Below are 22,566 nucleotides of genomic sequence, written 5' to 3'. Positions count from 1 at the left end.
CGCACGGTGATCCAAACGAGAGTCCCTAGCAGCCCCAATCGCCCGCGGACGCAAGGCAGGACGTAGTGCTGTGTCTCGCCCTTGCACTGGCTCCTCCAGGGTGGCAGGGCGTTGCCGGGTAGGTCGGCCGGTGGCGCGCCCGCCGCGCGCGGCGTCGCCAGGAGGCGGCGGCGCGGCCGGCGCGACCCGGCAGGGGGTTCCGGCTAGGCTCATACCTGTGAGGTGGCTGCGGGCCTTCGGCGAGGTCGTGCGATCCGGGTTCACGATCGAGGAGACGCGGCTGGAGCCCCTGCTCGCGCTGCGCACGGCCGCGGGGCTGGCGATCGTGATCGGGCTGGCGCTGTGGCTGGTCTCCCCTGCGTACGCCGCGTCCGCAGCCCTTGGTGCCTACTCCGCGGGTGGGGCCACCTTCCAGCGCACCTGGCGTCCACGCAAGGTAATCGCGCTCGGCGCGGGCGCGGGTCTGGCGCTCAGCACCTCGTGGGTTAACTGGCGGCGGGGCGACTGGTGACGTTCCTTCCGCTGCTGGCCGTCTGGGCATTTGTCGCGGGGATGGCGTGGGCCGTCGGTTCGACCGCAGGGATCGTCGCTGCGACGACGGTCGGCAGCATGCTGGTGACCATCACCCTGCCCACGAGTGTCGGTCGAGCCCTGGAGGACGCCGGGGTCATCGCACTCGGAGGCGTGGCGCAGGCTGTGCTGATCTTGCTGTTCCCGATCCGCCGCTGGGGTGCGCATCGTGATGCGCTCGCCGATGCCCAGGCCGCCGTAGCGGACTACACGCGCCGGCTGCGGCACGATCCGACCGCCCCGTTCGACCCGGAGCCGTTGATGACAGCCCGGGACGCGGCCGCCGTGACGCCATCACAGGCTCGCACCCGTCCCCCCGTCCTCCACGGCCCCCGGGGGACTCGCCGAGCGCATTCGGCCGGTAGTCGCCGCGCTCGCCTACCCGGACGTCGGCGCCCCGGCTGAGGGCCCCGGGCGGTACCGCGCGTGGGAGTTGCTCGACGCGGCAGCGGACGTCCTGGATGCGGCCGCCCGTTCGATCCGCCGCGGCACTCCCGCCGAGGTGCCGCCCGGGAGCGCGGAGGTCCTGCGCGTCGACGCGGAGCACGAGGTGCTGGAGGGCCCCGCGCGGCAGGCCGCTGAGCGGCTCGTGGAACTGGTCGGCGAGGCGTTGGAGATCGCCGGGAGCGGCGGCGCGCGTGGGGAGACGCTCACGCCGCCCGGCTCCGAGGACGCCCCGTTCCTGGTGCGCCCGACAATGTTCCGGCTGGTCCCTGTCGTCGTCCGGGCGGCCGCCGTGAGCTCCGTCGGGACTCGCCCGTTTTCCGGCACGCCGTCCGACTCGCGGCGGTGGCCACGCTCGGCTATCTCATCGCCACCCGGCTGCCCCTGGGCCACGGCTACTGGGCGCCCGTCGCCTCGGTGATGGTGATGCGGCCGGACTTTCACCGGACGTATGCGCGGGCGGTGGCCCGGCTCGCCGGGACCCTGGCGGGGGTGGTGCTGGCCACCGGGATGGTGCGGGCCCTGGGCCCGGACGCCCAGGTGTTCGGCGCGCTGGCGGTGGTCTCGGTGGGCTTGTCGTACACGCTGATCCGTACGGGCTACGCCTACTCCCAGTGCTTCACTGCCGCGTACGTGGTCTTCCTGCTCGGCATGGGCGGCCAGGCATGGGAGCAGACGGTCCCGGAGCGGGTGGTGCTCACCCTGCTCGGCGGGGCCTTGGCAATGTTGGCGTACGTGGTGTTCCCCGCATGGGAGACGCCCCGGCTGCCGGGCAGGCTCGCGGACTGGCTCGCCGCCAACGGCCGCTACGCTGCCGCGGTGCTGCGCAGCTACGCCGAACCGACCCAGGAGCATCGCGCCGACATGAATGCTCATGGAGAGCCACGTGCCGCGGGCCGACAGCCGTTTCGTCCCCGAGGCGGAGCGGTTCGCTGAGGCCCTGGGGGAGGACACCGCGCAGGCGGCAGCCGACGTGCGCCAGCACAGGAATCCGGATTGGGGGCGCGTGGAGGGGGCACTCCACGCGTGGGAGGATGCCGCCGCCGGGGACCGGAGTCCGGTGGTGCGGCGCGGGGCGGAACTGCAGAAACGGGCCTTGGAGGACCTCGCGACGGCCGTGAGCCGCACGCCCCTGGAGCGGGACGTCGGCTCTGCTCGCGAGGAGCAGCGGGTGCGGGCGGCCGTGGAGGCGGAAGGGGACGGATCAGGTCCCGCGCGCCGAGATGGGTGACGGCGCGGGCGAGGGGGAGCGACCCGCTTCCTGGAGTGGGAAGTAGTCTCCCGGCCGGGTCGAGCGCCGCCACACGTATGCCGCTGCCGCCATCACGAGGATCAGCCCGGCCAGGATGAGCAGTTCGATTCCCTCGACGTTCCACCGGAAGGATTTTTCCGCCTCGGCCGTCACGATGAGCACCTTGCGGATGCCGGCAATGAGGCCGACTACGAGGAACGGCTCCGCGTCGAGAGTCTGGTTCCTGATGGTGAGGCGGACGGTGTGAAGCAGCTCGGCCACGATGAATAGCACAAGGCCGTTGTCCAGGGCGGAGAGAACGACCGTATCCTCGCGGTATGGCCCCTGGACCGACCTGATCACGTCGTCAACGACCCCGACGGTCAGGAGCCCCGCGAGCAGCACGAGGAGTGCCGCGACGACGAGGTGGATGCCGTCCTCGATGAGTTGCAGGAGGCCCTGTACCCGGCCGCCCTCGACCTTCGGAAGAATGGGGCGCACAGTCAGCATGCTAGGGGTGTGGTGGCTGGAAGGCGCGGCGTGCTGCCGAACGGGTGACGCATCGCCAGGTGGACCCCTGCCAGGCGGACAGCGTGACCCCGCCCCCTGTTGACGGCCGAGCAGGCCGACGTGTCCGACGTGGCCGAAGACCCCGTACATCGCCCCGGACTCTGCGGCCCTACTGCTGCGCCGGATTGGGCCTCGCGGAGAATTCGCCGTCGTCTGCTCGCGCCTGGACCTTGCGCCAGAATTCCAGCGCGGCGTACTCCATTCCCAGGCCCAGTTCGAGGGTGATCATGCGTCCGGCGACCTCTTCGATCTGTCCGTAGCGGCGCTGCATCTCCTCGTACTCCGCGATGCGGCGTTCGTGCTGCTCGACCTGCTCCCGCGCGAGCCGTGCCACGTCCTCCGGCCCCGCCAGCTCGTTGAAGAACAGCTTGATCTCCGCGACGTCGCGAAGTTCGAAGTGCTCCTTGACGGGTTCGGCCAGCCAGTCCCGCAACGCCGCCTGGCCGGTTTCGGTGATCGTGTAGATCTTGCGCCGTCGTCCCGTGTCCTCCTCGTGGAGTTCGAGGAGTCCGGCCTCTTCGAGCCGCTTGGGCTCCGAGTACAGCTGAGCGTGCGGGAAGTTCCAGAAGTAGCCCACGGACCGGCCGATTGCGCGCTTGAGGTCGTAGGGCGTGGACGGGCCGCGCATCGCGACCATCCCGAGCACCACATACGACGTCGTGGAAAGCCGAAGCGTTGACATGGTCCGAAGCGTACCGTAGCTTCCCGATAGTATTATTCAGACGGTCAAGATCATACGGTCTAATGCGTATGGTTAGGGATCGCTTGCTGCAGCACCAATGCAAATGAAGGGATGGCCATGGATCTGGGCACGGTTCTGCGGTGGACGGCCGAGCGCTACCCCCGGCGCCGCGCGGTGGGCGGCACGACCCCGATGACCTACATCGAATGGGACGCTCGTACCAACCGCCTGGCGCGAGCGCTCGCGGAGATGGGCGTCAGGCCGGGGGACCGGGTCGCATTCCTGCTGGCCGGCGGCGAGCCGATGGCCAGCATGCACCTGGCCGCTCAGAAGCTCGGAGCTGTCTCCGTGCCGCTGTCCTTCCGGTTCGGTCCGGCGGAGCTCGCGTACTGCCTGCAAGACGCGGCCCTGACGCTTCTGGTCACCGACAACTCCACCGCGGAGACGGCGGACGCGGCGCTGGCGAACATCTCGCCGATCCCCAGGGCCCACGTCGGTGTGGCGGCCGACGCGCTGCTCGGGGTGGCGCCGCTCGATCAGATCGCCGACCGGCAGCCCGACGGACCGTTGGATGTCCAGGTCTCCGACGGCGACGTGAGCGTCATGCTCTACACATCGGGCACGACGGGGAAACCCAAGGGTGTCCCGCGGACGCACTCCGCCGAGCACCATGCCGCCATCGCCCATCTGCTGCAGAGCAGGCAGTCACCGTTCGAGGCCACGCTCGGCGTGATGCCGATGTTCCACACCATGGGTCTGCGCGGCCTGCTGGCCAGCATCGTGAGTGCGGGCACTTGGGTGCCCCAGGTGCGGTTCGACGCCGAGGAATCACTGGAGCTGATCGTCCGGGAGAGAGTGTCGGCGCTCTACCTCGTGCCGACCATCTACTGGGCCCTTCTTCGCACCGGACGGCTGTCGGAGGCGGAACACGTGCGCAAGCTCGCCTACGCGGGAGCATCGATGACGCCGACGCTGGCCGAGCAGCTGACCGGCGCCCTGGAGCCGGACGTATTCATCAACCATTTCGGCAGCACCGAGATCTACACCTTCACGATCGGGTCGAAGGTGACCGCCAAGCCAGGTTGCGCCGGCCGCGCCGGCGTTTTCTCCCGGGTCCGTCTGGTCGAGCCGGACCCGGCCGCAAGCCCTGACGCCGTGGTGGGGCCCGGTGAGCAGGGGCAGATCGCGGTCTCGATGCGCAGCCCGGAGGCATTCGCGGGTTACTGGCACCGCCCGGACGCGGACGCCAAATCGATCCGCGACGGCTGGTACTTCCCCGGCGATCTCGCGACCGCCGACGAGGACGGGGACCTGTGGGTCGCGGGACGCGTTGACGACATGATCAACTCCGGTGGCGAGAACGTCTACCCGGACGAGATCGAGGACGCGCTGATCCGCTGTGCCGCGGTGAGCGAGGTGGTCGTCGTCGGGCTCTCGGACGATCGGTGGGGCCAGGCTGCCACCGCGTTCTTCGTCCCCGCCATCGGCATGACCCCCGATCACGCGGTGGCGGTCCTCCAGTCCTTCGTACGCGAGCAGTCCGGGCTGCCGTCGCTGAAGCGCCCCAAGCGGCTCATCGCCGTCGAAAAGCTCCCGAGATCGGGCGTGGGCAAGATCCTGCGCCGCGAACTGAGCTCCGGCAACCTCCCCGCGCTGGCCGACAGCAACGCAGAAACAGGCAGGTGAGTCCCATGTCCGTGATCTCTGAACGACCGGCCCGCCAGACTGCCCGGATCGAAGACCCTGCGCTGCTCACCGGGCGTGGCAGGTTCCTCGACGACATCGACCCGCTGCCCGGCACACTCACCGCGGCGGTGGTGCGCAGCCCGCACCCGCACGCGCGGATCCGCAGCGTCAATCTCGAACGCGCGCGGCGTCACCCGGGTGTAGCCGCGGTGATCGGCCCTGACGAGGTCACCGCGACGCTGCGGCCGTTCCCGCTCTCGCTCAAGACCCCGATGCCGTACTACCCGACGGCCATCGACAAGGTGCGTTTTGTCGGTGAGCCGGTCGCTGTGGTCGTGGCCGCGGACCGTTACCTCGCTGAGGATGTCGCCGAACTCGTCGAGATCGACTACGAGCCGCTGCCCCCGGTGGTCGACATGGAGGAGGCGCTCCTGAGCGACGCCCCGCAGTTGCACGAGGGCGCCGACGGAAACGTAGCCACGGACCGGACCTTCGAGTTCGGTGACGTGGACGCGCTCTTCGCCGAGGCTGACCACGTGGTCAAGGGCAAGTACCGGTTCCCGCGCTATTCCTCGACCCCGATGGAGTGCTACTCGGTCGTCGCGGACTGGCAGGACGAAGTGGACGGTCCGGCCGTTCAGGCGTGGGCGAACTTCCACGGCCCGTTCTCCATGGTGCCGGTGTTGGCCGGCGCGCTCGGCGTGCCCTCTTCGCGTGTCCGCCTGATGATCCCGGCGGACAACGGCGGTAGTTTCGGCATTAAAGCTGGCATCTACCCGTACGTCGCGCTGATGGCGTTGGCCAGTAAACATGCCGGCCGTCCGGTGCGTTGGACCGAAGACCGCATCGAACACATGCTGGCCAGCTCCGCCGGGTCGGACCGGGTGATGTGGTTCGAGGCGGCGGTATCCGCCGAGGGCACCGTGCAGGCGCTGCGCGCGGACCTGGTGGACAACGTCGGCGCGTACCTGCGCCCGCCGGAACCCAGCACGCTGTACCGGTGTTTCGGCAACATCAGCGGTGCCTACAAGATCGATGCCGTCCGGATCCGCTCCCGCGCGGTTGTCACGAACAAGACGCCCACCGGGCTAAACCGCGGATTCGGCGGCCAGCAGCTGTACTTCGGCCTGGAACGGCTGATGGACAAGATCGCCGGGGTCTGCGGTCTGGACCCGGCGGAGCTGCGGCAGCGCAATTTCGTCCAGCGCGAGGACTTTCCGTACGCCACTCCGACCGGCGGCATCTACGACTCCGGTGATTACCAGCAGGCGATGGACATGCTGCTGAAGAACGCCGATTACCAGGCACTGCGGGAACGGCAGCGGCAGGCACGTGAGCGCGGTGAGTACTTCGGCATCGGCATGGCCACGATCGTCGACCCGTCGGCCACCAATATCGGCTACGTCGGCCTCGCAACCCCGGCCGAGCAGCGAGCCTCGGGACGCGGAAAGTCCGGCTCCACCGAGCACGTACGCATCAGCGTCGACCCGGGCGGCATCGTATCGGTGTTGCTGGGCACCACCCCGCAGGGGCAAGGCCACGCCACCGTCGCGCAGGCCGTTGTCGCCGAACAGCTCGGAGTGCCGCTGGAGCAGGTGCGGCCGGTTGTCGAGATGGACACCGCCACCACGCCGTGGACGGTGAGCTCGGGCAGCTACTCCTCGCGATTCGCGCCGCTGCTCACGAGCGCGCTGGTCGAGGCCGGCGAGAAGCTGGCATCGACGATCAAGATCGCCGGAGCGACCCTGCTCGGTGCCGCGCCGGAGGACGTCGAACTCGCCGAAGGCCAGGTCCGGCTCCGCGCGAAGCCTGACAGGGCGGTCGCGTTCCGGCACGCGGCCGGACTGGTCCACTGGGATCCCGGCGCGCTGCCGGAGGGCACCGCCGCGCGGCTCTACGAAGAAGCCGCCTTCACGCCCCCGGAGGCGAAAGCCGCCAGCAGAACCGATCAGATCAACTCGAGCCTGTGCTACGGCTTCGTCGCCGAACTGGCCGCGGTGAGCATCGACGCAGAGACCAGGCAGTTGACGCTCGAACAGGTCGTCACCGTGCACGACGCAGGCACGATCCTCAACCCCACACTGCTCGAAGGGCAGGTGCACGGTGCACTCGCGCACGCGATCGGCGGCGCGATGTTCGAGGAAATGCGCTACTCCGACGCCGGGCAACCCACCTCTGCCACATTCATGGACTACCTGTGCCCGACCACGGCGGAGACACGGTACGAGCTCAACAGCGACCACCTGGAGACCCCCTCACCGCTGACCAGGCTGGGAGCGAAGGGCTGCGGTGAAGGCAGCTGCATGAGCCTGCCGGTCGCGATCGCCAACGCAGTCGCGGACGCGCTCGCCCCGGCGGGCGTGGACATCACGACCCTTCCCCTGCACGGAAACGTACTCAACGAGCTGCTCAACGGCAGTCAGAACGAAAGGAACCACTGACCATGGCACTGACCGGAGGCGAGATCAGGCTCGACCGCGGCCACGACGGACGCGTCGCCTACCTGACCCTCAATCACGGCAAGTTCAACATCATCACCATGGAGACCCGCCAGGTGATGGCCGACCGGTTCGCGGAGATCGATGCCGACGACACGATCCAGGTCGTCGTCATCCAGGCCGAGGGCGAACACTTCTCCTCGGGCGGCGACATCGAGGGCTTTATGGAGGTCCAGCCCATCGACTTCACCGACCTGGGCCAGAATGTCACTGCCCCGTCGCGCAGCCCGAAGCCGGTCATCACCGCCGTCGACGGCTACTGCTTCGGCGTCGGTCTCGAACTCGCCCTGTCCACGGACATCCGGGTTGCGACGGCGCGCAGCGAATTCGCCCTGCCGGAGATGCGCCTGGGCATGATCCCCGGGTCCGGGGGCACGCAACGCCTCGCTCGGCTGATCGGCCTCTCCCGTGCCAAGTACCACGTCATGACCGCGACGCGGATCAACGCCCAGCAGGCCGGCGACTGGGGCCTGGTCGCGAATGTGGTCGAGGACCGTGCGGCGCTCGACGCCGAGGTCGAGCGGATCGTCGGCGTACTGCTCGGCTTCTCGCCGCTGGCCGCGCGCACCGCCAAGGAGGTACTCGACAAGGGCGTCGACGCGCCGCTGTACTCCGGCATCGAACTGGAGCGCAAGGCGTACTCGATGCTGCGTTCCAGCCAGGACTTCGCCGAAGGCGTCGCCGCGTTCGGCGAGAAGCGCGCACCGAAGTTTCAGGGTCGGTGAGCTGAACCATGAAAGCCGCACCCTTCGCCTACGTCCGGCCGTCGAGTCTCTCCGACGCGATCGCCGAACTAGCGAACACGGACGGCGGCGGCAAGGTCATAGCGGGTGGGCAGTCGCTGGCACCCGTGCTGGCCATGCGACTCGCCCGCCCCGACACCCTCATCGACATCAACTCCGTCGAAGGGCTCGACGCGATGGCCGTCTCCGGAGACCACGTGGAGATCGGTGCCACAGTGCGCCAGCGCCGAGTGGAGCGGGACGCGCTGAGCGGAGCCGTTCCCCTGCTGCGTATGGCATTGCCCTGGATCGGTCACCGGGAACTGCGCAGCCGGGGCACCGTCTGCGGGAGCCTCGCGCACGCCGACCCGGCTGCCGAACTTCCCGCCGTGGCCTGCTGCCTCGACGCGGAGTTCACCCTCTCCGGACCGAACGGGGACCGGCGGGTCCGTGCCCGGGAGTTCTTCGCCGGGGCGATGACCACCGCGCTGAGGCCGGACGAGATCCTCACCTCCGTACGGCTGCCGGTCGCCGGTGCGGGGGAGGGCTTCGGCTTCGCCGAGATCGCGCGCAGACACGGCGATTTCGCCCTCGCGGGCATCGTCGCCAAGGTACGCCTGAGGGCGAGCCGCCCGGAGGCCACGCTGACCGCGTTCGGGGTGTCCGACCGGCCGGTGACCCGTGACGTCTCCGAGCAACTGTCGACAGCACTCGCGGCAAGGGGCGACGCGCCGGGCGACGCGGTCAGGGAGCAGCTCACGGCTGTCACCGAAGAGATGGTCGACACCGACGGGGACGCCCACGCATCGAAGAACTACCGCCGCCGGCTGCTCCTCACCCTGGCCGGCAGGGAACTCTCCAAGGCATACGAGCGCGCCCTCAAGGGCGCGGGCGAGGTGGGCACGTGAGCACCAACGAAGCAGCAACACGCAAGGATGCGAAGGCGCCCGCCAAGCCGCGGCCGGTGAACGCAGGCGTGGACGACCTGGTCGAGGTGCGGATGACCGTCAACGGGACGCCCACCGTACTGAGCCTCCCGGCCAGGACCACCTTCGCTGATGCGCTGCGCGACCACCTCGGCCTCACCGGTACCCATCTCGGCTGCGAGCACGGGGTGTGCGGGATGTGCACCGTGCTGGTCGACGGCGAGGCGGCACGCGCCTGTCTGCTGTTCGCCGTCCAGCTCGACGGCGCGGACGTGGTCACCGTCGAAGGGCTGGGCCGTCCCGACAGCCTGCACCCGTTGCAGGAGGCGTTCGGGCGCAACCACGCGCTGCAGTGCGGCTTCTGCACGCCGGGCTTCCTGATGAGTTCTTACGACCTGCTGTCGAACAAGCCGGAGGTCACCGACGAGGAGTTGCCGGAGGAGCTCTCGGGTGTCATCTGCCGGTGCACCGGATACAAGAACATCCTGACCGCGGTGTCGGAGGCCCACCGCGCCCACCCCGCGGGCATCCCCGCGCCGGGCAACTGCGCGCGCCGGGCGCTTGTCGGACGCGCTTCCGGACAGTCCGGCCAAGCCTCGGACGGTCGTGAGGATTCCGGGGATGCGGGGACGGATGCCTTGCGTACCAAGGAGATCCTGCTGCCCGACGGGAACCCCACGATCGCGGTGGAGATCACCACCGAGATCGATGTGCCGGTGGACAAGGTCTGGCGCGTGTTCGACGACGTGCACCTGCTTGCCCGGTGCCTGCCGGGTGCCGAGCTCACCGAGGAGTTCGGCGCCGACCATTACGCGGGCCGTGCTCGGGTGTCAGTGGGACCGGTCAAGCTCGCGTTCAACGGCATCGCGCACATCATCGAGCACGACCGCGATGCCGGGCGGTTGCACGTCCTCGCCCAGGGCCAGGACAGCGGGGGAGCACAGACGCAGGCGGACATCGTGCTGCGCACGGAGCCCACGCAAACGGGTACGGCGATGCAGGCCGAGGCCAAGGTGTATCTCACCGGCCGCATCGCCCAGTTCGGCCGCGCCCTCGCCGGTGACGTCAGCCGCCGCATGTTCGAGCAGTTCGCCGACGCCGTCGCCGAAGCGGCGACTTCGGGACAGGCGCCGTCGGGACCGGTCAAGGCGCCGAGCGCTATGAGCCTGCTGCTCGCGCCACTGCTCGACCGGATCAGGCATGCGCTGCACCGTCGCGGTGATCGCCGCCCGGCCGGCCGTAAGAAGGAGCGCTCGGACCGGCCCTAGCTGCCCCTGGCGGCGCCGTGGCTGTGTTGTCCCGGAACGTTGGTGGCGTGCGACAAGCCCGCCGAGCGTGGCCTCCCGGGCCTTCAGCGAATCTGCGGGCCCGCTCCGCAAGACACTCCAGCCCGTAAGGAGAACACTTTGACGTCCGACACCGCACAGCGGTCGAAGTCGCCTCGTGCCGCAGTATTCGCCTCTGTTGCAGGATGGTCCTTCGATCTGTTCGATCTGTTCCTTCTGTTGTACGTCGCGGGCCCGATCAGCAAGAACATCTTCCCGACCTCGAGTCCCACACTGGGTATCGCGGCGGTGTTCGGCTCGTTTGCCGTCACGGTGATCATGCGTCCGGCCGGCGCCGCTCTCTTCGGTGAACTCGCCGATCGCAAGGGCCGCAAGGGAACCATGGTGTACGTGATGGGCGGTGTGGGTGTCACGACCGCGGCCATGGGACTCGTGCCGACCTACGCCGCGGTCGGCGTCCTCGCCCCGGTGCTCTTCCTCATCCTCCGTGTCGTGCAAGGCCTGTTCGTAGGAGGCGTCACCGCGACCACGCACACGCTCGGCACCGAGAGTATCGGCTCCCGCTGGCGCGGCCTGATGAGCGGGCTGATCGGGGCCGGCGGCGCGGGTCTCGGCGCGGCATTGGCGAGTGTCGCGTACATCGTCGTCCTGGCCGCCTTCCCCGGCTCGGCCTTCGATGTGTGGGGGTGGCGGGTGTTGTTCTTCTGTGGGCTCGCCAGTGCCGTGCTGAGCCTGTTCGTGTTGCGCAAGGTCGAGGAGTCACCGGCATGGGAAGGAGGGGAAGCTCGCGAGGCGCCGAAGCATGTGCCGTTCCGCGAGCTGGTCCGTGGCCGGGGCAAGAAGGTCCTCGGTCTGAACATCGCGATCGCCGCCGGGGGCGGTGCGCAGTACTACCTCACCTTGGGGTACATGCCCACCCTGCTCAGTGAGGTCGTGCCGGTCCCGGTGGGCCGGCGCGGGGTCATCCTGCTGGCCAGCAGCCTGGTGGTGATCGCCGCGGCGATGGGGGCCGGTGAGCTGAGTGAGCGGCTCGGCCGCCGCAGGACCATGCTGGGTTTCGGACTGTGCAACCTCGTCGCGCTGCCTGTCCTCACCTGGGGCATCGATCGCGCCGGAGGTGGGCGCGTTGCTGTGGTGGCCGTGCTCTGCATGCTTCTGGTGATGCTGGCCAACGCGGCATACGCACCACTGATGATCTTCCTCAACGAGCGGTACCCGACGGAACTGCGAGCACGGGGAACGGCGGTGAGCTGGAACCTGGGCTTCATGCTCGGCGGTCTTACGCCGACTTTCGTCAGCCTGCTCAGCCCAGATCTCGCGGACGTCCCGTCGCGACTGGCGATCTTTCTCTTCGGCGCCACCTCGGTGTTCATCACCGCGGTCCTCGCCGTTCCGGAGACCCGGGGCTCGTTGTCCCCTGGGCGGGGACGGGAGCCGGCCAGGCACTACAGCACCAGATCTTGACAGGGGCAGCGCCGATCGCCCGGGCCGAGCGCGGTGGCGGGCAGGCGCGAGTCGTGCGGCCGACGTGACCGGCTGCGCGACACCCGGCCCTGCCGTGGCGCCTGGAGCCGACCGCGCACGGCACTGACCACCCCGTCGTTCCCTGCAAGCGGACCGGCTGATGTCCGCGATCGGAAGGATGAACCGCTATGCGTGAAGTGATGCCGCAGCTGAGCCGCTGGCTTGTCGAGGGCACTCCGTTCGCTCTGGCCACCGTCGTCGGGGTGCGGGGCAGCGCGCCACGCGAACCGGGCGCGGTAATGGCTGTCGGCGCCACCGGGGAGGCGGTGGGCAGCGTGTCGGGAGGCTGCGTCGAGGGCGCGGTGTACGAGGCCGCGACCGCAGTGCTGGAGACCGTCCTGCCCCAACTGGAGACCTACGGCATCAGCGACGAGGAGGCGTTCTCGGCCGGCCTGACCTGTGGCGGGACCATCGAGGTCCTCATCCAGCGGTTCGACCCCGCTTCACTGATCGGCCAGGTGTTCGCCTCGCTCGAGCGGGAAGAGCCGGTCGCCGTGGCGACGGTGATCGGCGGCCGGGCGCCGCTCGGTGCCCAGTGCTACGTCTGGGAGGACCGGGTTCGCGGTTCGCTGGGTGACGGCGGGCTCGATGCCGCGGTGACCGCCGATGCTCGTGGCCTGCTGGCCCAGGGGATGACCGGCACGGCCGAGCGCTACGGGCCTCACGGACAGCGTCGCATGGACGACGTCGAAGTGTTCGTGCAGTCGTTCGCTCCGCCGCCGCGGATGCTGGTCTTCGGCGCGATCGACTTCGCCTCGGCGGTGGCCGGCATCGGCACGTTCCTCGGGTACCGCGTGACCGTGTGCGACGCGCGCCCGGTGTTCGCCACGGCCAAGCGGTTCCCAAAGGCGCACGAGGTGGTGTGTGCATGGCCGCACGAATACTTGGCGGGCACCGAGGTCGACGAGCGCACGGTCATCTGCGTGCTCACCCATGACCCGAAATTCGACGTGCCGCTCCTGGTGGCTGCGCTGCGTACCCCGGCGGCGTACATCGGCGTGATGGGTAGCCGACGCACGCACGACGACCGCGTCGCGCAGTTGAGAGAGGAGGGAGTGACCGATGGCGAGCTGGCACGCTTGGCCGCCCCGATCGGGCTCGACCTGGGCGCCCGTACGCCGGAGGAGACGGCGGTGTCCATCGCTGCGGAGATCATCCAGCGTCGCTGGGCCGGCACCGGCCTCCCACTGGGGCGGCTGACAGGGGACATCCACCGGCACACGGTCACGCCCCCGCGGCAGCATGCCCGCAGGTGAGGCCGTGACGGTGGCTGACCTCAGGGGCCGGATGCGCGGACTGTCTCGCCCGGCGGCTCCCCGACGGCAGCGCCCGGGTGCAGGGGGAGACGCACATGAACCGTCGGATTGTTGGTGCCAGGCCACGGACGGAGGGGCCGCTGGAGCACCACGGCCCTCCGCGTGCGCCTGCGACCTGGGTGGTGGTCTCGTCACTGGCCGCGGTGCTGTCGATGACGACCAGGCCGGGCTCGCGGAGGTGCTCTTCATGCGTCATTCAGGGCCTGACAGATGCCTCCTGGGAGGAGAGGGGGCATCGTCGCCGAGGAAGTTGCTCCCTTGCGAGCCTGCCGAGGTCAGTGCATCTCATCGAGCGTGCCGGTGCGAGGCCGCCTCAGTACTGTGCAACAGCGCACCGGAAAGCGCGGATTCTGCGCGGCACCTGCTGGTATTCACGGCGTCTGCGCACGCGTCATCGAGCGGCGCGCGCGGCCAGTACCCGACGGGTCCGGTCCGTGCACCGGCCTGGCGGTAGCAGAGGCTGGACGTGATTCGGCCCGGTATGGGCATGCACCGCTGCTGCTCATAAGCCAGGCTGGGAGGAGGCTGAAGAGGGCCGGATGAAGGCTCGGCCGGACCACGGGAGGTTGCGGTCATGACAGTGATGTCCGTGGCGAAATTCGAGAGGTTCTTCCGCGCGGCAGCGGGATTGCACGTCGACAAGAACGACCTCAAGCGCTACAGCGATTTCGTGGACGGGAGGCTCTATGACCTTCTGCTGGTCGCCCAGGCGCACGCGAAGGCCAACGGTCGGGACGTCGTTCAGCCCCCCGACCTGCCGATCACCAAGGGGCTGCAAGAGAGCATTCACCGCTTCCGGAAGCTGGACCACGAGATAGAGCTCAAGCCCATCCTCGATCAGCTCGTCACGCACCCCGCCCTTGACCGGGCGCCCGACGAGGAGACCGAGTCGATGTACCCGGAGATTGTCGGCGGGCTCAGTCTGGCGATGGCCCAGACATTCAAAATCCTTGACCCGGAACTCAAGAACCCACAGACCCGACACTGGGATCAACTCCACGCAGTCTTCGATCTCCTGCTCTGAGGGAGTGCAGCGCCGGGCGGCCGGCCCGGCGGATGTCCCGCCGACCGTGGCATGCGCCCGGCTGAGGGGCCCGCAGATGTTCGATTCATCGAGGAGTTGGGCCGCTGACTTTCCAGATTCGTGTGGCGATGTGCAGGTTGAAGCGGTCGTCTACATCGCTCAGTTCCCGTCCGCTGACCTCTCGGATGCGCTGCAGCCGGTAGCGGAGCGTGCTGCGGTGGATCGCTAGCGCGCGAGCCGTCCGGTCGTAGTTGCCGCCGCAGTCGAAGAACTGGGTGAGCGTGAGTACGAGGTCGGCTCCGTGCTCCTTGTCGTAGTCGAGGAGCGGAGCCAGCCAATCGCGGACGAACTGATCCACCTCCTGGCCCTCCCCGTTCTTGGCGAGGATGCGGTAGAGCCCCAGTTGAGCGAATGAGGTGGCGCCGTACGGGGGCTGGGAGCGCAGGCGGACCCGCAGGGCCTGGATGGACTGATCGAAGGACCGGGGAAGGTCATCCGTGCCCTCGCACTGGCCGCCGATGCCCACTGCGCCCCGGTGAGACTCCAGCTCGTCGGCGACGGCCTCGTACAGTGCGGCGCCATTGGGCTCCCCCTTTGTGACCAGGACGGCCATCTCCGAGCGTCGGGCGAGCAGCGACCGCAGTCCCAGGCTCTGGGCGGCACGGCCGACCGCCATCATGAACCGGTCGTCGGGAGTCGGGTCCTGCCACTGGACGACCGCCACATGGTGCGGGCCGTGCAGATCGTGGCCCACGGCTTCCGCCCGCGAGTAGACAGCGTCGCCGCCCGGGCCGTTGGGGTCCCCGATGAGGTCGTCTACTAGCTCGCGTCGCAGACGAAGTTCGACTTCCGCCACGTGACGACGGTGGGCCAGCTCAAGAGCAAGCGCAGTACACGCGTGTTCGAGCACGAACTCCTCGGCCGGTCCTGCTGTGGATGCGGGGTCGATGAGGGCGATCGTTCCGAGGACCTCGCCGTGGTGCTGGGCCAGTGCGACGAGCTGGTTCCTGTCGCGGACGGGGCTCAGCTCCCGCACCGCCCTGTGGAGGAGCTGTTCCCGCTGAAGGGGCGCAGGCTTGCAGTCTGCCTCGTCCTGGCCTGGCCCCGCCTGGGCCAGCACGTTCCCGAAGGGATCCGCTACGCATGTCGGGAGTCCGGTCAGGTCATTCACCGCGTTGGCGATGCCCTCCACCCCCTCACCGATCACGCTCGAGCGGGTGAGGACCTCATGGACGGTGCGTTGCCACTCCAGTTCCGCCACGAGTGCGGTGAGGCGCTCATTGGTGGCTTCCCGCTCTTCGCTGGCCTTGGCGAGCTGCCAGGTGCGTTCACGTTCGCGGCGGCGCGAGGCGGCGTTGTCGAGGGCAGCTCCGATGGGCTGGGCGAGTGCGTAGATGAGGAAGCGTTCGTCGTCGGACAAGGGGCTCTCCGCGCTGACAACGAGGTAGCCCACCAGGCCGCCGTCGCACCGCAGTGCGGTTGCCCACCCCCATACGTCCTCGGGGAATTGGATGGGGCCGTCCTTGCCGCCGAGCTTGCTGAGTTGCTCCTCGGCTGCGGGTACTTCCAGCGGAACACGGCTGCTGCGGGTCTCCAGAGAGGGGACGGCCTCGAGGTGGAAGCGCCCGTTCTGGAGGCGATAGCAGGCTTCCGGGCGGCAGGGACCGAGTCGTGGCACGGCGGCCATGGCCAGTCGAAGGATCTCGCCCTCTCCCCGGCCCTCGAACATGACTACGGCCAATGCGTACAAGCCGTGGAGGTGTGCCAGCTGCTCCCGGCCCCATGACGCCGGAGCCGGCGCTTGGCCCTGGGCGGGGGGTGCTTCGCCGCTCGCACGAGCGCTTCGGTGGGCTTCACTGTCCCCACTCTGCATGGATCAAGCGTACCGTTGATCACGTTTCAGCGCGTTGTTCATAGGGTGCCGGTAATGCAGGGCTCTGTCGCTGTTGCCAGTGCTGTGGTCGGTGATCTTGATGTGCCGTGGTCTGGAGGCCTCAGCCTTGGGAATCGTGACGGTGAGTGCGCCTCGGACATGTGGGCCTCGACGTCATCGGTGTTCACCTTGTCCGGCAGCCTGACCTGGTCCTCGAAGCGACCGATGCGACGGGCGCCTCGTCGCAGGAGGCCCCGGCCTGTGCGTTCCTTGATCTCGCCGGACACAAGCGAATTACTGTCCGACGGCATCGGCCTCCACATCCTTGCTCTTGGCGCCGGACAGTTCCACTTCCACTCGGTAGGCGTTGTCGGTCTCGGTGAGGTCGGCCAGCGGCGTCCAGGCGGTCTCACTGACCGGGACAGCGCCACCGTCTCTGGTCTCGAGTAGTCCGTCCGTCTGGTTGATCAGTTCGTCGAACTCCGCCAGGGGGTTTCCGCCCATCGGGCAGGCCGGTCCGCTCATGCGTGCCCGCCTCGCGGGCGTGGTCATCGCTGTTCGTCTCCATCGTCATGCCTGCTGGTGGTGTCATTCCTGTCCCTTGTCGGGGGTGTCTGAGTGCGCACCCTGGCGGGAGCCCGGTAGGTATCGCCCGGCATATGTTCGGCGCGTGACTCACCGACTGCTGCGCGCAGAGCCTTGCGGAAGCGGCCGGGCCCCCAGGAGCGTCCTCTGACCGCCCGCTCGAGGTCCGCGCCCCTGGTCGGCCCGTGCTCGTCGAGGGCCTGCTCCACCTCGCCGATCTCGCGGTCGAGGGACTGGTCCGCGATGGCTGCGTTGCGGCTTGCGGTACTGGCGGTACCGACCATGCCGGGCGAGTAGAACGAGCTGTCCTTGCCGGGCCCGGGGAGGTAGCGCCACATGCCCGCTCGCTCGCGATCCCGCAGGAGGGAGTTGCGCCGCGCGATGCGCTGATCGCGTTCGTGGTCGGCCTGTCTGCTCGCGCCGGGTCGCGCCGCCTCGTAGGGGGAGGGCCTGTTGAGGTGATCTGCCTCGGCTTCCTCTGCGGTGAGCGGCTTCGCGATGTTTTCGAGGGATTGCTGCTCGGCTCGGACACCGAAGAACACTTCCGCGATTCCGCCGAGGAACATGGCGCCTGCCCCGATCAGGAAGCCGAGGGCCACCAGGTCCATGTTGCCGCTGTGGATGAAATTGCCGAACAGCAGGGGGCCCGTGACGCCGCCGACTGCCGTGCCGACGGCAAAGAAGAGGGATATGGACAGCGCGCGGGTCTCCATCGGGAAGACCTCGCTTACCGTCAGGTACGCCGAACTGGCTCCCGCGGAGGCCACGAAGAAGGTCACGGCGACCAGCGCGAAGAAGCCCGGCGCTCCCAGAGAGCCGTTGATCAGCAGAATCGCCAGCACGACGGCCACGGCTGCCGATCCGATGTAGGTGCCGGTAATCATCGGCTTCCGGCCGACCGTGTCGAACATACGGCCCAGGAGCAGTGGTCCCAGGAAGTTGGCGACGGCGAAGATGGCCAGGTAGTACGGCACCGAGCCTGACGAGACGCTGAAGTAGCCGCTCAGCATCGTTCCAAGGTCGAATACGATCGCGTTGTAGAGGAATGCCTGTCCGACAAACAGGGCCAGTCCCAGGATCGCCCGGCGCGGGTACCGCTGGAACGCGGTCCGTGCGATCTCCGTGAAGGGGATGGCGTCACGCTGGCGGATGGTGATGGCCCCGCCGGGCTCAGGCAGCGGCTGCTCGATCTCCTCCTGCACCTCGGCCTCGATCCTGTCGACAATGCGTTCCGCCTCCTCCTCACGCCCGTGGATGAACAGCCACCGTGGACTCTCCGGAACATGCCGGCGCACCAGCATGATCCCCAGGCCGAGGAAGCCGCCGACGCCGAAGGCCAGCCGCCAGCCCAGGTTCGCGTCGAAGAGGCTGGTGCTGAGGAAGGCCAGCGCGGCGAGGCTGCCGATCGCGGCGCCGACCCAGTAACTGCCATTGATCGCCAGGTCCACTTGGCCGCGGTTCCGGGCAGGGATCAGCTCGTCGATGGCCGAATTGATCGCGGCGTACTCGCCCCCGATGCCCATACCGGTGATGAACCGGACCAGGAAGAAGTACCAGGGTTCGTGGGAGAACGCGGTCGCGACCGTGGCCGCGATATAGAGCCCCAGCGTCACCATGAAGAGTTTCTTCCGCCCGAAGCGGTCCGTGAGTCGGCCGAAGAGCAGAGCGCCGATACATGCGCCCGCCACGTAGATCGCAGCGGCGGTTCCGATGTTTGCACTGGTGAGGGAGATGCCGCTGCCCGGCTCGGTCATGCGGGAGGCAACGGCTCCCACGATGGTGACCTCGAGCCCGTCGAGTATCCAGACGGTGCCGAGGCCGATCACGATTCTCCAGTGGAAGCGCGACCACGGCATCCGGTCGAGACGCGCCGGAATCCGAGTGGTGATGGTGCGCTGTTCCGTCGTCGTCGTCATGAGTCCAACCTCCTTCGCGCACAGCGGCGGTTGAGCAGGGACGTGCCGGACGGGAGGGCCGGGACATACGGCCTTGAACATGCCGGAGCCATCGCTTGCCGGTCGGGAGCGCGCAGTCCCGGATAGACTGGGGCGCCATGCTGCGCTGCCGCCTTCTCGGACACCGCTTTCGCTTCTTGAGCGAGGATGACACCTTGCGTTGGCAGTGCGTTCGTCGCTGCGGAGCGGAAGGCGCCAAACGCTATGCGTCCGCGGAAGATGCGCAGCGCTATGCTCGCGCGTTCGACCGCGAGGATCTTGACGATCTCGGTCGCCGGGCCCCGCTCGTGGGGCTCTTCCCTCTGCGGCTGTTCCGAGCCCTCCGCAAGCGCCGCGAGCGAACTGCCGGGCGGGGACGCTGAATCGTTCTGCGCTGGGGGGCCAGCTCGGAGAGTCTGATCGGATTCGAGGTGGGCTGTCGTTGACCGGGTACGGTGAGTGCGTGGCTGTCCCGGGCGTTCCGGTCCATGAGCATGGCCTCACCCCGCGTGCTGATCGACCGCTGGCAGAAGCGGTTTCAATTTCAGTGAGATGACGGCCTTTTCACATTTTAGGCATCTCGAGGGGTTGCAACAGCCCCCAGAAGCTGGAATTTCCATCAGCCCGCAGGCGAGGGCTCGGTAAGGCCGATCGGGTCGTCAGTTCCCGGGGCCGTGTCCCTGCACCCCCAGGGGGAGAAGGGGACAAATCTTGGCTCTGCAGGGGGCAGGCGTCGCAGCGCACGTGGTTGCAATCCTGTCGAGAGTGCGCTGCCTCGATCGGGTCGGCCGGCACCGTGACGGCCACGCTCCCCGCGCCCTTCGTGGGCGCGCGGGTGCGGGTGTTGGTGTCGTCCTGGTCAGGTGGCGTGCGCTAGTTCGACCTCGTCCCACCTGAGGGCGCGGCGCGGCGAGGCGAGGCCGCTTTCGAGAAGGCGGATTCGTGGACTTGTGTCCCCAGGTGGACCCGGGGCGCAGAATTTCGACCCCACGGGAGCAGGCGCCGGGGGCATCCCACGGACGACGCTGAGTTGGACGGTATGTGCACGCCAGGCCGACGCTCTTTCTGTGCGGGAGCGAAGGAGAACCGGTGATCGCTCAGCATCGCCGAAATTTTCGCGGCACGCGCCTCAGAGCGCCGTACTGGTAGCGGAGCCACCGCCTGACAAAGAATCGGTGCTGCCGGGCAGCGGAAATCGCGACGGCGGCCAGGCGAAGGAGTTTCTGATGGGAAGGGCAGTCGGAATCGACCTCGGTACCACCAATTCGGTGATCGCGGCCTGGGAGGGCGGCGAACCCACGGTGATGCCGAACGCCGAGGGGACCCGCACAACGCCGTCGGTCGTGGCGTTCACCGACGTCGGTGAACGGCTGGTGGGCCAGTTGGCCCGTCGCCAGGCGATCCTTAATCCCAAAGGCACCATCTACTCGGCCAAACGGTTCATCGGCCGGCACTACGACGAGATCTCCGACGAGGCCAAGGCGGTGGCCTATGACGTTGTGGAGGGGGAGGGCGGCGTTGCGCGGTTCAAGGTCGGGGACAAGCTGCACTCGCCCGAGGAGATCAGTGCGCAGATTCTGCGCAAGCTGGCCGACGACGCGGGGAAACAGCTGGGGGAGCGGGTCACGGAGGCGGTCATCACCGTTCCCGCCTACTTCAATGATGCCCAGCGCACGGCGACCAAGGACGCAGGCCGCATCGCGGGGCTCGAAGTGCTCCGCATCATCAACGAGCCGACCGCGGCGGCGCTGGCCTACGGGATGGACAAGAAGGGGCACGAGACCGTACTCGTGTTCGACCTCGGGGGCGGCACGTTCGACGTGAGCATCCTGGACGTCGGTGACGGTGTGGTTGAGGTGCGCTCCACCGCGGGTGACAGTCACCTCGGTGGTGACGACTTCGACCGGCGCCTCGTCGACCACCTGGCCGACACCTTCCAGCAGGAGAACGGAATCGACCTGCGCAAGGATCCGCAAGCGCTCCAGCGCCTCTTCGAGGCAGCGGAAAAGGCCAAGGTGGAGTTGAGCTCGGTGACTCAGACCCAGGTCAGCCTGCCGTTCATCACAGCCGACGCCTCCGGTCCCAAGCATCTGACGGTTTCCGTCATGCGGTCCACGTTCGAGCAGATCACCGCCGACCTCGTCGAACGGTCCATGGACCCGGTGAAGCAGGCCATGGAGGACGCCAAGGTCAGCAAGAACGACATCGACGAGGTCATCCTGGTCGGCGGCTCGACGCGCATCCCGGCTGTGCAGGCCATGGTGCGCAAGCTGACAGGGGGCAAGGACCCCAACATGAGCGTCAATCCGGACGAGGTTGTGGCCATGGGCGCCGCAATCCAGTCCGGGGTGCTCAAGGGTGAGGTCAAGGACGTTCTGCTTCTTGACGTGACGCCATTGTCGCTGGGCGTGGAGACCCGGGGCGGCCTGATGACGAAGCTCATCGAGCGCAACACGACCATCCCGGTCCGCCGCAGCGAAACCTTCACCACGGCTACGGACAACCAACCCGCTGTCGACGTCGTCGTCCTCCAGGGTGAGAGGGAGAGCGCTGCGGACAACCGTGTGCTCGGGCGTTTCCAGCTCACCGACATCAGGCCTGCGCCGCGCGGAGAACCGCAGGTTGAGGTTACGTTCGATATCGACGCGAACGGCATCCTGCATGTCACCGCACGGGACAAGGACACCGGCAAGGAGCAGGGCATCACCATCAGCGAGGGCTCGAATCTCGACTCGGGTGAGGTCGAGCGGATGGTGGCTGAGGCCGAGGCCAATCGCTCTGAGGACCAGGCGTTGCGCGAGGCGGTTGACGCCCGCAACGAGTTGGACGCGGCTGCCTATCAGATCGAACGTCGATTGGAGGATCTGGGCGACGCCGCCCCGGCTCATGAGAAGGCCCGGGCCGAAATGCTGGTCGCCGAGGCACGCGAGGCGGTCAAGGACGAAGCGGGGCCGGACAAGACCCGGCCGCTGACCTCCGAACTCCTGCAGATCCATTCCGGGCTGGCGGCGCACCAGGCGAGTGCGGAAACGGCTGCGGGCGCCGCGGAAGCCTCAGAGGCTCCTCCGGGAGGCTCTGAGGACGAAGACGTCATCGACGCTGAGTTCGACAAGAGCTGAGGCGGCCCATGTCCACGCACGACAGGGAGCCGGAGCCTGGGCCCGGTGGCCAATCGCTGGACCCCACGCCCCAGGGCGCCGAGACGAAGATACCCACCGAGCAGGAGCAGCCCCAGCCGGCGGATGCCAAGGACGAGCACGCGGCGGCCTTGGACGAGCTCCAGGACCGCTGGCGCCGGGCTCTTGCCGACATCGACAATCTGCGCAAGCGGCACGCCAGGGAGCTTGAGCGGGAACGGGCAGACGAGCGCGCTCGTACCGCCGCCGCGCTGCTTCCCGTAGTCGACAATCTTGAACTCGCGTTGGCTCACGCCGGGTCCGACCCCGGGGCTATCGTCGACGGGGTCAAGGCGGTACATGAACAGGCCGTCGACGCTCTGCGGCGGTTGGGCTTCGAACGGCACGCCGAGACCGGAGTGCCGTTCGACCCGGCCAATCACGAGGTGGTCGGAGTGGCGGAGGCTCCCGATGCGGAGCCCGGAACGGTGGTGCAGGTGATTCGTCCCGGCTACGGGGACGGGGGACACCAGCTGCGGCCGGCTGCGGTCACCGTCGGCAAGCGGCAGGAGTGACCAC

The 22,566-nt window shown here is 68.4% G+C and carries 16 protein-coding genes and 1 pseudogene; 11 read left to right on the top strand and 6 right to left on the bottom strand.

The window, feature by feature from the left end:
- Positions 1 to 217 precede the first annotated feature (217 nt).
- Positions 218 to 2,245: pseudogene (locus tag ACGFZW_RS00635) on the top strand (FUSC family protein).
- Here the strand turns inward: ACGFZW_RS00635 and ACGFZW_RS00630 are convergent.
- Entirely contained in the window at positions 2,219 to 2,755 is a 537-nt protein-coding gene (locus tag ACGFZW_RS00630; protein WP_393890784.1) for a phosphate-starvation-inducible PsiE family protein, read from the bottom strand. The pseudogene ACGFZW_RS00635 and the gene ACGFZW_RS00630 sit on opposite strands and share 27 nt — an antisense overlap.
- A gap of 169 nt (positions 2,756 to 2,924) precedes the next feature.
- Positions 2,925 to 3,497 carry a PadR family transcriptional regulator gene (locus tag ACGFZW_RS00625; protein WP_393890783.1) on the bottom strand — a complete coding sequence of 191 codons (573 nt, stop codon included), beginning with the start codon at positions 3,495 to 3,497 and terminating at the stop codon, positions 2,925 to 2,927.
- Positions 3,498 to 3,614: 117 nt separating this feature from the next.
- Between ACGFZW_RS00625 and ACGFZW_RS00620 the strand changes: the two genes are divergently transcribed.
- The 7 genes from ACGFZW_RS00620 to ACGFZW_RS00590 all read left to right on the top strand — a co-directional run bounded on the left by ACGFZW_RS00620 (position 3,615) and on the right by ACGFZW_RS00590 (position 13,395).
- A complete protein-coding gene (locus ACGFZW_RS00620; protein WP_393890782.1) occupies positions 3,615 to 5,183 on the top strand; it encodes an AMP-binding protein in 1,569 nt (522 codons plus the stop codon).
- Positions 5,184 to 5,188: 5 nt separating this feature from the next.
- Positions 5,189 to 7,624, top strand: coding sequence for a xanthine dehydrogenase family protein molybdopterin-binding subunit (locus ACGFZW_RS00615; protein ID WP_393890781.1), 2,436 nt, complete (start codon positions 5,189 to 5,191; stop codon positions 7,622 to 7,624).
- Positions 7,625 to 7,626: 2 nt separating this feature from the next.
- Positions 7,627 to 8,406, top strand: a complete 780-nt coding sequence (locus ACGFZW_RS00610) for an enoyl-CoA hydratase/isomerase family protein (protein ID WP_393890780.1) — start codon at positions 7,627 to 7,629, stop codon at positions 8,404 to 8,406.
- Between the two features lie 8 nt (positions 8,407 to 8,414).
- A complete protein-coding gene (locus ACGFZW_RS00605) occupies positions 8,415 to 9,311 on the top strand; it encodes an FAD binding domain-containing protein (RefSeq protein WP_393890779.1) in 897 nt (298 codons plus the stop codon).
- Positions 9,308 to 10,597, top strand: coding sequence for a 2Fe-2S iron-sulfur cluster-binding protein (locus ACGFZW_RS00600; protein WP_393890778.1), 1,290 nt, complete (start codon positions 9,308 to 9,310; stop codon positions 10,595 to 10,597). Before ACGFZW_RS00605 ends, ACGFZW_RS00600 begins: the two co-directional genes overlap by 4 nt.
- A 138-nt stretch (positions 10,598 to 10,735) precedes the next feature.
- Positions 10,736 to 12,079: an MFS transporter gene (locus ACGFZW_RS00595; protein ID WP_393890777.1), complete on the top strand. Its 1,344-nt coding sequence runs from the start codon at positions 10,736 to 10,738 to the stop codon at positions 12,077 to 12,079.
- A gap of 188 nt (positions 12,080 to 12,267) precedes the next feature.
- Positions 12,268 to 13,395: an XdhC family protein gene (locus ACGFZW_RS00590; protein ID WP_393890776.1), complete on the top strand. Its 1,128-nt coding sequence runs from the start codon at positions 12,268 to 12,270 to the stop codon at positions 13,393 to 13,395.
- On the opposite strand, the gene ACGFZW_RS00585 is transcribed toward ACGFZW_RS00590, so the two are convergent.
- Positions 13,364 to 13,651, bottom strand: a complete 288-nt coding sequence (locus ACGFZW_RS00585) for a DUF6207 family protein (RefSeq protein ID WP_393890775.1) — start codon at positions 13,649 to 13,651, stop codon at positions 13,364 to 13,366. The genes ACGFZW_RS00590 and ACGFZW_RS00585 overlap by 32 nt on opposite strands.
- A 378-nt stretch (positions 13,652 to 14,029) precedes the next feature.
- Between ACGFZW_RS00585 and ACGFZW_RS00580 the strand changes: the two genes are divergently transcribed.
- Positions 14,030 to 14,479 (top strand): DUF1931 family protein, encoded by a 450-nt coding sequence (locus tag ACGFZW_RS00580; protein WP_393890774.1) that lies wholly within the window; start codon positions 14,030 to 14,032, stop codon positions 14,477 to 14,479.
- Between the two features lie 85 nt (positions 14,480 to 14,564).
- On the opposite strand, the gene ACGFZW_RS00575 is transcribed toward ACGFZW_RS00580, so the two are convergent.
- From ACGFZW_RS00575 to ACGFZW_RS00565, 3 genes are all read right to left on the bottom strand, one after another.
- Positions 14,565 to 16,208 (bottom strand): PucR family transcriptional regulator, encoded by a 1,644-nt coding sequence (locus ACGFZW_RS00575; RefSeq protein WP_393890773.1) that lies wholly within the window; start codon positions 16,206 to 16,208, stop codon positions 14,565 to 14,567.
- A gap of 438 nt (positions 16,209 to 16,646) precedes the next feature.
- Entirely contained in the window at positions 16,647 to 16,904 is a 258-nt protein-coding gene (locus tag ACGFZW_RS00570; protein ID WP_393890772.1) for a hypothetical protein, read from the bottom strand.
- The gene (locus tag ACGFZW_RS00565; RefSeq protein WP_393890771.1) at positions 16,901 to 18,853 is read right to left on the bottom strand and encodes an MFS transporter; all 1,953 of its coding nucleotides are present in this window, start codon (positions 18,851 to 18,853) and stop codon (positions 16,901 to 16,903) included. Before ACGFZW_RS00565 ends, ACGFZW_RS00570 begins: the two co-directional genes overlap by 4 nt.
- A 1,244-nt stretch (positions 18,854 to 20,097) precedes the next feature.
- Between ACGFZW_RS00565 and dnaK the strand changes: the two genes are divergently transcribed.
- Together dnaK and ACGFZW_RS00555 are read left to right on the top strand one after the other, a co-directional pair.
- Positions 20,098 to 21,990 carry a molecular chaperone DnaK gene (gene dnaK / locus ACGFZW_RS00560; RefSeq protein WP_393891267.1) on the top strand — a complete coding sequence of 631 codons (1,893 nt, stop codon included), beginning with the start codon at positions 20,098 to 20,100 and terminating at the stop codon, positions 21,988 to 21,990.
- 8 nt (positions 21,991 to 21,998) lie between these two features.
- Entirely contained in the window at positions 21,999 to 22,562 is a 564-nt protein-coding gene (locus ACGFZW_RS00555; protein ID WP_393890770.1) for a nucleotide exchange factor GrpE, read from the top strand.
- Positions 22,563 to 22,566 lie beyond the last annotated feature (4 nt).

It is taken from the genome of Streptomyces sp. NPDC048248, from assembly GCF_043201875.1.
In the GTDB taxonomy this organism is placed as follows: Bacteria; Actinomycetota; Actinomycetes; order Streptomycetales; family Streptomycetaceae; genus Streptomyces.
This window is presented reverse-complemented; position numbering and strand designations above follow the sequence as displayed.